The 11,884-nt window shown below is 66.5% G+C and carries 10 protein-coding genes; 3 read left to right on the plus strand and 7 right to left on the minus strand.

All coding sequences use genetic code 11. The features are described 5' to 3' along the window. The first annotated feature begins 316 nt into the window (after nt 1-316). A complete protein-coding gene (locus AC3IX6_RS39045) occupies nt 317-1,099 on the plus strand; it encodes a DUF6086 family protein (protein WP_489368042.1) in 783 nt (260 codons plus the stop codon). A gap of 74 nt (nt 1,100-1,173) precedes the next feature. Here AC3IX6_RS39045 and AC3IX6_RS39050 read toward each other — a convergent pair whose 3' ends face one another. From AC3IX6_RS39050 to AC3IX6_RS39060, 3 genes are all read right to left on the minus strand, one after another. Further along, entirely contained in the window at nt 1,174-2,421 is a 1,248-nt protein-coding gene (locus tag AC3IX6_RS39050; RefSeq protein ID WP_489368043.1) for a tyrosine-type recombinase/integrase, read from the minus strand. 59 nt (nt 2,422-2,480) lie between these two features. Beyond that, nucleotides 2,481-2,681: a hypothetical protein gene (locus AC3IX6_RS39055; RefSeq protein ID WP_489368044.1), complete on the minus strand. Its 201-nt coding sequence runs from the start codon at nt 2,679-2,681 to the stop codon at nt 2,481-2,483. Between the two features lie 608 nt (nt 2,682-3,289). After that, on the minus strand, nt 3,290-3,799 hold the full coding sequence (locus AC3IX6_RS39060) for a septum formation family protein (RefSeq protein ID WP_489368045.1): 510 nt from the start codon (nt 3,797-3,799) through the stop codon (nt 3,290-3,292). A 756-nt stretch (nt 3,800-4,555) separates the two neighbouring features. Here AC3IX6_RS39060 and AC3IX6_RS39065 point away from each other — a divergent pair. After that, nucleotides 4,556-4,852: a hypothetical protein gene (locus tag AC3IX6_RS39065; RefSeq protein ID WP_489368046.1), complete on the plus strand. Its 297-nt coding sequence runs from the start codon at nt 4,556-4,558 to the stop codon at nt 4,850-4,852. Next, nucleotides 4,849-5,019, plus strand: a complete 171-nt coding sequence (locus tag AC3IX6_RS39070; RefSeq protein WP_489368047.1) for a DUF6233 domain-containing protein — start codon at nt 4,849-4,851, stop codon at nt 5,017-5,019. The genes AC3IX6_RS39065 and AC3IX6_RS39070 overlap by 4 nt, the downstream gene beginning before the upstream one ends. A 284-nt stretch (nt 5,020-5,303) precedes the next feature. Here the strand turns inward: AC3IX6_RS39070 and AC3IX6_RS39075 are convergent, their stop codons facing one another. The 4 genes from AC3IX6_RS39075 to AC3IX6_RS39090 all read right to left on the minus strand — a co-directional run bounded on the left by AC3IX6_RS39075 (nt 5,304) and on the right by AC3IX6_RS39090 (nt 11,312). Next, nucleotides 5,304-5,735 (minus strand): hypothetical protein, encoded by a 432-nt coding sequence (locus tag AC3IX6_RS39075; protein ID WP_453603576.1) that lies wholly within the window; start codon nt 5,733-5,735, stop codon nt 5,304-5,306. Between the two features lie 840 nt (nt 5,736-6,575). Beyond that, a complete protein-coding gene (locus AC3IX6_RS39080; RefSeq protein ID WP_489368048.1) occupies nt 6,576-7,601 on the minus strand; it encodes a hypothetical protein in 1,026 nt (341 codons plus the stop codon). Nucleotides 7,602-8,141: 540 nt separating this feature from the next. Continuing rightward, complete coding sequence (locus AC3IX6_RS39085) at nt 8,142-10,598, minus strand: trypsin-like serine protease (protein WP_489368049.1); 2,457 nt, start codon at nt 10,596-10,598, stop codon at nt 8,142-8,144. Between the two features lie 219 nt (nt 10,599-10,817). Further along, a complete protein-coding gene (locus AC3IX6_RS39090; RefSeq protein ID WP_489368050.1) occupies nt 10,818-11,312 on the minus strand; it encodes a hypothetical protein in 495 nt (164 codons plus the stop codon). Nucleotides 11,313-11,884: the final 572 nt, after the last annotated feature.

Here is an 11,884-nt window from a genome sequence, read left to right on the forward strand (position 1 = left end):
CCCTGCTCAGGAGATCATCATCTGCCGACGACCCGAGTGCAAACCTTCTGAGCAAATGTTTTCCGCATCGCCGTCACGATCCTCGAGGGGGACGCCGCGGAACGCCCGCTGAATGCCGATATGTGAACTCAAGACTCCCCAATCGGTGCAATGTGCCCCAGCACTGAGGGATCACCGTGTATCCCTCAGCTTGTCGTTTATGGTCCGGAATCGAACGCGGGTCGAACTTGTTCGGAGTTTTCCCAGTTCACCAGCGGTGTGAGGCGCCGCGGGCGGATCCTGAGCTGAGCGACAGCGCAGCACGGAGGCCGGGATCGTGGGATTCGTCGAGCACACGGTTGAACGAGACCCGTTGACGGTGGTGACGGAGTTCCGCTCGGAGTCGTATGCCTGCCTGACTGCCCGGAGCGACGCCCTCTTCGAGTTGTGCGACGCGTTGCTGTGCACCGACGGTCCGGTCCGCACCCTCGTGGACCTTGCGCCCGCTCCCGAGCATCGGCGCGGGCACGGGGCCTTGTACTCGGGGATCAACCACGGTCGGATCAACGTCGCCCGGCTGAGGCGGGCACTGACCAGCGTCCCGCTTCCGCGAGCCGGCGACGGTCGGCTGGTGCTGGCCGTGGACGTCTCCCCGTGGTTGCGGCCGGACGCCGACACTTCCTCGGACCGGTCTTTCTGTCATACCTTCGGCCGGGGTCTGGGCAAGCATCAGATGGTGCCCGGCTGGCCGTACTCGATCGTCGCCGCCTTGGAGACCGGCCGGACCTCATGGACCGCACTGCTGGAATACGTGTCCATCGCGCATAGTGCCGGTGACCTGCTGGGACTGCCTACCGGCGTGACACCTAACGAACGCGGTGGTGCCGACGTCGACATCAAGACGTTCGAGGCATTCACGCAGAGGGTCTATGACACCTGTTGCTCCACCAACAACTTCATCATGCACGACCTGATGCGTGGCATGTTGCTCGCCTCGATCGTGATGCTGGAGAACGGCGGCGAGATCATCACCCGCACCCCGGAGCGTGAAGCAGGCCTACTGGACAGCCACGACCTCTACAGACGTGGGATTGGGGTCGGAGGACTGACGCCCCCGTGAACGACACGGTGGCTCGCCGAAGAAGCCTACGAGGGCCGTCATCCCCTACGCGTGACGGACGTCAAACGACAAGCTCAGGTGGCGGCAGTTCCCGCCGGGTCGTCCTGGCCGTCGAGCTTGTGAGTCCGCAGGGCACCGAAGATCGTCTCCATGTCGCGTGGGTCATATCCGGCCGGCAGCGTGAGCGCCGCCCGAGGGCGGGTGTAGAAGGTCTGCAGGCGGTCGAACATCTCCTCCACCCGCGGCACCGTGTAGATCGTGGTCGTGGCGATGTCGGTATGCCCGAGAATGGCCTGGACGTCCGTGATTGTCAGGGCGGGGTCGTTGGCCATCCGGACACCGGCGGTGTGCCGCAGATCGTGGAGCGTCCAGTTCGTGTCCAGCTTCTCGTTTGCGCGCTGGAGTACCCGCCGCACCGCCGAGTACGTCAGCGGGCGGTCCTGGCCGCGAAGGGTGGTGCGCCACACCACCGCGTGCGGATCGGCCGGGCCTCGGCCGGCCACGTACCGCGCCAGGCACAGCGAAGCGTTCGGCGACAGCGGGGCCACCCGCCTAACCCCCGTGCTCTTCGACACCACCCACAAGCGCTGACCCGGCCAGTCGATGTCGGTCAGGCGCACGCCCGGCAGCTCGGTGGCCCGCGCCCCAGAGCTGACATAGCACGACAGAAGGGCCCGGTCGCTTCTCATCGCCGCGAACAACTCGTCCCAAGCTGGGTCAGGCAGTGACCGCGGCGCCGGCCGGGAGGACTTCTGGCGCAGTCGGCCGCGGCGGGCTGGGGACCTCGGGGTATCCGGTGCACGGTGCCGGTTCAGCATGGCCTCGCGCCGGGACTCCGGCACGGGGTTGAGGACCGGGCCCGCCCCGAGGTGCGCGTGGAACTCGTAGAAACCGTGGACGGCCGCGAGTGTCAGGTTGATCGTGGAGTCGCCGTAGCGGTCAGGCAGGTACCGCTTGCCGGTCTTCGGGTTGACCGACCCCGCCGGGGCCGATTCCAGGCGCCGGGCACGATGCGGGTTCTTGGCCGCACGCATCCAGCCCACCATCGCCGCGACGTCACCCTCAGTGGCACGTTGCCAGTCCACTTCGATCGTCCACAGCACCCTGAACCACGACAGGAGGGCGTAGCAGTACGCCCGGCAGGTGTTCTGGCTGGCGTCCCCGAGTATCAGGTTCGTGGTCCAGTCTGAGACCGGCCCGATCGGCTCGCCGGCTGCGTCGAGGAGGAGGTACGGCACCACCGGCTGACCGGTCCGCACCACACGACCGGCCAGAGTAGGGCCTGTTCGTCCAGACAACAGCTGACTGCGATCGACTGCCATGGCGATAGCCTTCCCCATCGAAGACCGCACCAGATGTCGGACGAGTTGGTGCAGTCAACTCACCAGCCGCGGGCGCCGGGGCGGTAGCTCTGGGTGACGTTTTTCAGGACCAGTCCCTCGACGCCGGGGACGTCGGTCCAGTGCTCCATCCACTCCGTGGTTGTGTCGGGGTCGGTGGTCATCGGGCACAGCGTCCAGGAGGTGGTCAGCGCCCGGGCCGCGCAGGACCTCCAGTCGGCGCCGACGCCAGGACTCTGCATTCCTGGCAGAGGGGGTTCTCTGGGGGAAACTCTGTGGCGAGTGCCGCGGCAACGGCAATTTGTGCAGTTCAGCGTTGGTGCCGCGAACGCTGGCCGGTGCAACACTGTGGCGCTATCGCTGATGCAGGCCGCCGTCTTCGCTGTCCTCGGCGGGCGTCCCGGTGCAGTGGGCGTTCGGCGGTCGGTGGTAGCGCCGGATTCCACGCCGAGTTCGGCGAGCGCGCGTGATATCCGCTGGACGTCCTGCTCCGGAACGGAACAGATGGCGGCGGCCAGCTGCGGACATGCGCGCAGTGCCCGGGCGAAGCAGTCCACGACGCGACGGGACCACAGGTACTGGCCCTCCACGTAGATCAGCGTCCGGGCCCGCAGCAACCTTCAGTTCGCCCGGTGGATCAAGCGCACGGGGTCAGATGCGGTGCATCGCTAGGCTGAGGGGCCCCGCGAGTGTCCGACGGATCATGTGACTGCCTCGGATCGGCACGGCTGCGTCCGACTGTCCTGTGCAGAGCCTGAGCGCTTGAACGAACTCCTGCAGAGTCGGCAACTAGCACTTCGACCGGATCACTGCGCGAGACTCGCCTGCAGCAGGCAATAATCCGTCGGACCTAGGGGGCGGAGGCGCGGACCGAGCCAGTGCTGGAGCCCCTGACGTCACCCAAGAAGCAGGCGATGTCGCGGTCGCCGAAGGCCCAGGCCGAGGGGTGCGGGCCGTAGAAGTAGATGCGCAGCGTGTCGGGGAGTTCCGCGGCGCCCACGTAGTCGGTGAGCGCCGTCGTGGCGGTGCACTTGTTCGTGGCGAGCGTGACGATCTTCTTCGCCCCCGGGAACGGCCCTTCGGGCAGGGTGAAGACGGCGAACACCTCACCCTTGTGGGGCTCGTCGCAGTGCACGGTGTCCACCGTGGGGGCGGCGATACGGCCGTCGTTCTTGTCGTAGTCCTTCAGATCGTCTGCCGTGTTGAAGCATTCCCCCTTACGGAGGTCCTGAATTTCCTCGGAGATCGCACGGGGGGCGTGGACCAGCGCTCCAGTGAGTCCGAGGAGTAATGCGAAAACGAACGCCGCCACGCCGAGCACGCCGTTCTTCTGTGATGGTCGGTGGGGTTGTCTGGACATGTTCGTGTCCTCCTTGTGCAGAGGATGAGATGCAGCCGGCGGCCGGGCGGTGCACCACTACCCACGCTACTCCGCGCCGCCGGGGGTGCACCTACGGGAGGTTTCGGCGGCGGGGGAGCCCGTTCGACGAGGTTCAGAGGTACTGAGCGAAGTTGTTGATCACCGAGTGAACCAGTCTGCCCAGCCCCTGTCCGTCGGCATCTCGGGCGCGAACCTGCACGACAGCCAACACTTCTGCCCGGACGGCATCACCACGGGGAACGCCCGCATGAGCAAATCCTGCATTGAGTCGTGCAACAACCCGCCGCAGAGCCACAACCCCCGAGAACGAGTCCCAGGAGCTCAACGAACCCACCTCACCCCACGTCACACCGCAGCTGATCCACCCCGAGGGAAAGAGGGTTCCCACCCACCCCATATCGCGCACATGCTCGATGGCAACGACGGCGCGGGCCGGCCTGGTCCGGATTCCAGGTCGCGATTCCCGGACGCGGAGCGGGGGTGGGGGTGGTCGTGGTCAAGTCCTTCCGAAGGGCGGCGCAGTGAAGTAAACCGCTCCGCGGGCCCGGCATTCCCACGACATGCGGCATCACGCAGGCGCCCCGACCGCTTGCCGCCTGGGCAGTCGGCGACGGCTGCCGCGTTTGCCAACCGTGGAACACTTGAGCGAATATGTGGCTCATGGCAGGTCGTCCAGCACCTCGCGGTCCCGCCGCCCCCCACTCACCCCAGGCCGGAGCACTTCCTCCGGTCCGGGTGCGACTGCCGGACGGCGAGGTCAGCGCCCGGCTCGTCCGCAGATGGCAGACAGCCGATGGCCGGTGGATCTATCGCGTGGCCCTGCGGGCCTGGTTCAGCCGCACCGCCAGCACCGGCCAGGACCTGACCGAGGACATGATCGAGATCGACGTCCCCTCCGACCGGGTCCGCCCCGCCCCCGGGACCTCCTACGACAACGTGCCGAAGCTCCGCCGGCAGTCCCCGCACTGCCTCCGCCGGTTCCAGCGAGTGCCGCCGGATGGCTCTGCGAGCGCGTACGGGGGATCGGCGTGAACCAGGGCCTCGTCATCCGGATCCACGAGAGCGACTGCTGGCTCATCCAGGGGCCGACCGGCGCCACCCTGACCACCGCTGAGGCCCGGTTTACGGCCGCCAACGACCCCGCCGCGACCCTCTGCGATGCCTGCGACACCCAGGCCCTCGCCCCGAATGACCTGTGACAGCGAAGGCGGGCCCCGTTTGCCATCGAACTTGGACCGATGGCTGTTTGTGTCACTGAAGACGGACCGCCGCAGGTCAGTGAGGTGAAGGTCGGCACGGGCACGGGTCAGCGGATGGACCGCGGACGTACCCGGCCGACCCGCTCTCGGAGCGTGCCGTACGTGAGCCAGCTGTGCTGCGGGCGGGCTCCACGCTCGCTGAACAGAGCTCGCGTTGTGGCCCTGGACTGCGGTAACGCCTCTCATGACGCCGGGTGGGGACGCTCCGCCTGCCGCGTGGCGGGTCAGTACAGTTTGTTCACGGCGGTCCGCAAGGTGTTCTTCCATTCGGTGACCGGCGGGTCCCCCCAGTAGCTCTGCCACATGTTCAGGGTGACAGTGTCTCCGTCGCGGCCGACGCCCCAGAGGTAGTTGAAGTGCGGGCGGTCGGACGCCTCGGCGTCGAAGGTGTACATCCCGTGCAACGTCGCCCCTTCCTCCACGTCGAGTACGCCGTGGTCGTAACCGGTGGCGGTCACCCCGGGTTCCTGCGGGCGGTTCGCGCACTCGGCGTAGCTCTTGCGGGTCTCTTCCGCGAAGGTGATGGCTTCCGCTTCGGTGGCGAAGACCACCACCTTCTGCTCGGCGTAGGCGGTCTCCGCGGTGCTGAAGTCCCGGTGCCAGACGTTTACCTCGGGCATGCCTTCCGGCCAGTTCGCCAGACACTCGTGAGACATGCCCCAGCCCCGCGCGACCGGTGCAGCGCGCCACGACTCGGTCTTGGGCAGGTCGGAGATGTACAAGGTCCCCGGCCGAGGCCGCCACTGGTCGGCGCTCGCCGCCGGCCCAGATGTCACTGCTACCGCCACCACCGCGGCCCCCATTGCGATACCGGTCCCGCGCATTCGCCCTCGTACCCCCATGATGTGCTCCTTCCCCCGAAGTGTTCCGATCGCTTGCCGACCCTTTGCCGGGCGGCGACTGCACTGGATTCCAGAGTGGGGTGACAACGTCTCCTGAGCCGGGGCCTTCGGTAGCGCTGACCTAAAAGACCATGCCACTGGCCGAAAGCGACGAACTGGTTCAGAGAGGAGGTCACAGCTCCGGCGAGCAGGGGCTCCAGTCGCACAAGGACTTGTGGCTCACTTCCCTGACTGGATCGGAGCCAACGGGCGTACAGCGGCGATTGGCCGACCAAGCCCGACCGCGTGCTGACGGGCCTGGGGAGACGAGGCCGCGGGAGCCGTCGAGGACACCTCCTGCAGAACATCGTCGGCGGCCGTGGCAAAGTCCAGGTGTGCGGCCAGTTGAGTCCAGGCTGATGGCCACCGGAATTCCCGGTGTGTGGCCGCCTGACCTGTGGTGTTCCTGATCGCTTCCTTATCTGAAGGAGACCCCTCCGTCCGGTTTGCTGGTGCTTGCGTGCGTCAGCTACCGGCCGGAGGCTCACTGCCTTCAGCCTCCTCGCCCGCTGGGTCGACGGTGCCACGGTGGAGACCGCCTCGTAGTACTGGGTGCGGAGGGGCTCACCTCGATGAAGTGGGCCCCGCGTCCCCGACGGCGGACGGCAGCTTGTCTCAGCGCATGTTCACCACCTCGTCGAGGCGCCAGACCGCCTCACGAGTCTTCTGCTCAAGATCCTCGAACGCGTCCTCAAGGGCAGCAAACTCCGTGAAGAGCGCGTGCTTGTCTTCCAAGCCCTCCATCGCCCTGGCCCGATCGATCCAGGACCTGACGTCGTCCATGGTGCGTGGGTAGGGCCGACTCCGCATTACCTCGTTGTCGAAGATCGCTTCCACATCTTCGTCCTTGACCTGCACCGCCCGGATGCCGTCGCCGGGAATCGCGCCGCCTGTGAGGCCTTCCTCGATGTAGGTGAGCCCAGATTCGAGATCGTCGAGGCGCCCGAGAAGGTGATCGACCAGCGCCGTCCGCACTACCTCCAGAACGAGGCCCACTTCCGACCGCAACTGCTTCGCAACTCGACGGGGCAAGTGGAACGGGTCCTGATAGCCGGGGGTGTCCGACTGGAAGCGCTCCAGCTCCGGGTCCATCAGGTGGTCGTCGACCAGCACTCCTGGGGTGTAGTGATCGAGGACGGTGCAGGCGGCGTCGAAGTAGATCAAGACCGCCGGACGGATCACCTCGATCCGGTGCTGGTCACGGTGGTAGGTCTCGTTCCGGTACTCGTGCAGCTTCTTCAACACCGGCCCCAAATCCTTCGGGAGCCTCTTCCTGCCGACCAGGAACTCGATCTTTCGGTTGAATACATCGTTGATCTTGTCCCGCTGCCTCTGCGAGGTCACCTTCCCTTCGAGCCGCTGGATCTCTGCGTGGAGCTCGTCGCTGCTCGGGCCTGTGGCCGCGAACTTGTTGCGGATTGGGTCGTCGCTCTGGCGGTGGGCTTCAAGCCGGCGAAGTTGCTTGAGTCGCTCAAAGTAGAAGCTCTCTCGGTCGAGCTCGTCCTCAGCCATGCGGTGCATGATCAGTTCGACGGCGCTATCGAGCAGGATGTGGGCCAGCCGGAGCTGCGAAACCCGACCGCCCTTGATGAGGCGCTTGATCTCTTCAAACTGAACGATCACCAGCTCAAGGCGCTTCATCGCCGCCGCCCTCCACGTTTTGGGCTCGACTCCCTGCCGAGACTCCTCACCGTAGTGAGCGGACGCACAGCCAGCACCGGGGTTTCCCGCTCTCCCTGCCCACCAGCACGCGGCACCAAAGCAGCCAGATCCACTTCTAGGCCGCCCGCACGCCGGCGGCGTCCACTGGGGCGTGGGGCTCTCCCTAGCCCCGGAGGGCGCCGCGCGGAGGCCTCAGCAAGGCTCTGAATCCCACCTCCCGCGAAGCCACCCGCCTGCTCGGCCAACCCCAGGCCGCCCGGCACCCTGGGGCCGAGAAGCCTCCCGACAGGAATGCCGGGCCGGATCAGACGCTCTCGCCCGGGACCGACGGGGCCAACGGGGCTGAATTCTCCGCACAGCGGGCTGAGTACTTCTGAGCCCGAGGGCACTCAGTGGCAGGACTGGGGTTTTCCCTTAACGAAGTTCGATGCAGTGGATGAACGACAAGCTGAAGGCCCCGCCTGCTCCAGGTGGTACTTCTGGTGCGGGCGGGGCCGGCGGTGCTGGTTGAGTGCTGTGTTACTTGGTGGTGGTGGCGGTCAGGTCGGTCGGGGTGGTGAGGGTGCCCGGAACCTGACGCCAGGTGGTCCAGTTGCCCCGGGTGGTGTCGAGGGTGGTGTTCTGGACCGTGCCACTGGCGTCGATGGCGTAGACGTTGATGTTGCCAGCGGCGGTGGCGCTGGAGATGCGGGTCAGGCCGGTGCCGCCGATCTTGGTCCAGGTGGGCTTCCACGCTCCGGCGAGGTAGTCGCCTGCCTGGGTATGGAGGGCACCGTCGGAGCCGATGACCTGGACGTGGAGTGTGGCGCCGACGCGGGAGGCCGCGATGTCCTTGGCGCCGGTGATTCCGCCGGGGATCTCACCCCAGCTGGACCAGGTGTTGTTGCGGGTGTCGAAGTCGCGGTTGTAGGCCTTGCCTGCGTTGATGGCGACGACGCGGACGAAGGGACCGGCCTTGACGCTCGAGATGCTGGTCAGGCCCGTTCCGCCGGCCACGGGAGTCCAGCCGGTGTTCCACCGGCCGGCGTTGTAGTCGGCGACTTGGGAGTAGAGGTCACCACTGGAACCGATGGCCTGGACGTACAGGACGTTGTTGATCATCGTGGCAGAGACGTCCTTGACGCCGCCGGCCTGGCCCGGGACCTCGTTCCAGGTGCCCCAGGTGTTGGTGCTGGGGGTGTATTCGCGGTCGTAGACCTTGCCGCCGGCGACACCGACGTAGCGGATCGTGTTCCCGGTGTCGGCGCTGGCCAGGTTGGTGATCGCGTGGCCGCCGATGCTGCCCCACTGGGCGCCGAAGGCGCCGGTGGCCAGGGTGCCGTTCTGGATGGACAGGGCGTTGCCCGCGCCTGCGGCCAGTGTCACCTTCGAGGGGGCGATGGACATTCCGGCGGCCACGTCAGAGGCGTCCGTGATGCCGCCGGGAACGCTAGTGAAGGCGCTCCAGGTACTGGTCGTGGTGTTGAACTGGGAGTTGTAGACCTTGCCGCCGTCACCGGTCGCGTAGAGCTCGACGGTCGTGCCGGTAGCGGCACTCGACACGTTCGTGAGGCCAGTACCGCCGGCCTTGGCCCAGGTGTCGTTCCAGCGGCCGGCGTCGTAGTTGCCGAACTGGGTCCACAGGGCGTCGTCACTGCCGATGATCTGCACGTGGACGTTGTTGCCGATCGTGCTGGAGGAGATGTCCTTGGCACCGAGGGCGCCTCCGGGGATCTCGCCCCACCCGGTCCAGCTGTTGTTGCGGGTGTCGAAGTCCCGTCCGTAGACACGGCCGCCGCCGATGGCCTGCACCCGCACGATCGGGCCGGCGGGCGCGCTGGTGACGCGGGTCAGCCCGGATGCACCGACCGCGGTCCAGGCGTTGTTCCAGCGGCCGGCCTTGTAGTCGGCGACCTGCGAGTAGAGGTTGCCGTCGGAGCCGACGATCTGCACGTGCACGGAGCTGCCGACCAGAGAGGCGGCGATGTCCTTGGCTCCCGCACCGCCGCCGGGGACCTCACCCCAGCCCGACCACTTGCCGGTCGCCGCGAGGTCGAGGTCCTGGGAGTACACCCGGCCGCCGGCGATGGCGTAGGCACGCACGGTCTCGCCGTCGCGGACGGTGGCCACCCGAGAGACGTCCTTGCCGTCGACCTTGGCCCAGGACGGGCCGTACTCCCCGTACCCAAGGTCCCCGAACTGCGACCACATGGCTCCGCCGCCGCCACCGGCGAGCAGGGATACCTGGTTCCCGGCGCGCGGGGCGGCGGCCTGGTCGATCCACTGTCCGAGGTCGTCGGTGCGGGCGGCGATGGCGCCGGTGCGGGTTTCGGTGGCGTCGGTGCCGAGACAGCCGCCTTGCCAGGACCGGCTATTGATGGCGACGAGCTCGCCAGCCGCGTTCAGGAGCGGGCCGCCGGTGTCGCCCTTGCAGATAGCGTCCGTGCCCTTGCCGGTGATCGCCAGGGTCGTGGCGGCCGCGGAATCCGTGGTGAATGCGCCGGTGTGTGCCTTGTCGGGCACCCATTCGGTCTTGGTCCGCCCGAATCCGGCCGCGGTCAGGTCGGTGCCGGCCGCGGGGGCGGTGGTGGCGAGCTTGGCGGGGGCGATGTCGGTGACGGCGGTGGCGAGGCGGGCCAGGACCAGGTCGCGGTCGGTGGCGCTCGCTGAGACCTCCACGACCTCGCGGGTCTGGCCGGTGAACGTGGCGGTGGTCTTCAGCGCGGGCTTCCCGGCCACGACCGCGTCGCCGGGCTTCGCGGCGAGGCAGCTGGCGGCGGTCAGGACCCAGCGCGGATCGATCAGCACCGCGGTACAGGCACGGCTGTTGTCCTCATCGCCGATGTTGAGCTTCGCGAGGTACGCGTACGAGCCGGCGGCGGAATCAGGACCGGCAACGGCCAAGGCCGGAGCGGCAGAGACCAGGCTTGCCGAGACCGTGGCGGCGGTGAGTAGGAGGCCGGTTGTCCGCGCGGGGCGCGGACGGGGTGCAGACATGCTTCTTCCTTCGAAACGGGACACGGGCACGCGCGAACGAGGTCGTGCGCACGTACTGAAAGGTGGGAGTTGGCGATCCAGGCAGATCCACGAGGGCACTGCCATGCGGGTGCCGGGCGGCTGCGGTCCTGATCTCCATGAGCATGAAGTCGCGGCTCTCTGCGTCCGCTGCTCGGGCTACAGACGCAGAGGGCTGGTGGACGTCGATGGGCTCGGCTGTTACTTGGAGGTCCTGATTTCGACGAGCATGTGGTCGCGGCCCTGCTCGTCCGCAGTCTCGCCCACGGGCGTGAAGACCTCCTTGGCTACGTCGAACGACTTCTCCTCCGCCCCTACGGTCATGTCGACCTCGGCCGCCTGCGTAGCGCTGCCCCGGATGCCGTAGACCGCGGGCATCTCCAGGGTCAGCCAGCCGCTGTTGCCGGTGACCTTGAAGCAAACCTTTTCCTTGGCACGCGCGAAGACCTCGAGGAGGCCGGACTCGCTGGCGCAGTCAGCCAGGGTGATGTGGCCGTCACCGCGCTTCAGGAGGATCTTCTTCTCGGCGAGGATCTTTTCGGCCAGCGGGTAGTCATGGGTCTCTACCGCGTATCCCGGGCCCTCGTCGGCAATAGGTGTAGCCGAGATCGTTGTCTCATTGCCGGCGGTCACCAGCAATGCGGCTGCGGCCAATGCGGTGCCGCCGACTGCGAGGGTACGTAGGGAATTCTTCATTGAAGCTCCAAAGGAATTGTTCTATGGCCGCGCGAGCGTATGGATCATCCCGGGAAACACCCATCGTTGGATGGTCAGATGCGACGCGATGGCATGCGAGTAATCACACAAGCAGGCTCTTTGAGTATGCCTGCAAGGGGGCTTGAATGCCGTTCGACTGCACTAATGGCCAAGATCGTCCCCGCCTTGATTAGACGCCTCACCTGACCAAATGTCCATCCTGGCAAATCGGACCTATGTCTAAATCGGCATCAAAGATCCCTATGGGTGACCCAGTATGGGGGGTTTGTGTAAAACAAAATGGGCAGGGTTTGATTGACGTGCGTAATGGTTGCAAGGGGGTGAATAACGGATCGGTTACGATAATATTCGGCGAGCGTAATGGTTGTAGGGGAATGGATAACGGATCGGTTACGATCTCGTTTCCGTGTGATTCTGCCGTGGTTTTCTGCGGCTCAGGAGCGGCGCTACTAGAAGTCGGTATTTTGCTTTACTCTGACGCGGCAACATGTGAGGATGACGCCGACCAGGGGGGATGCGTCGCTGTGAGGAATTTCCAGGCGACAAGCGGT

The sequence above is a fragment of the Streptomyces sp. GL_141 genome (assembly GCF_057834385.1).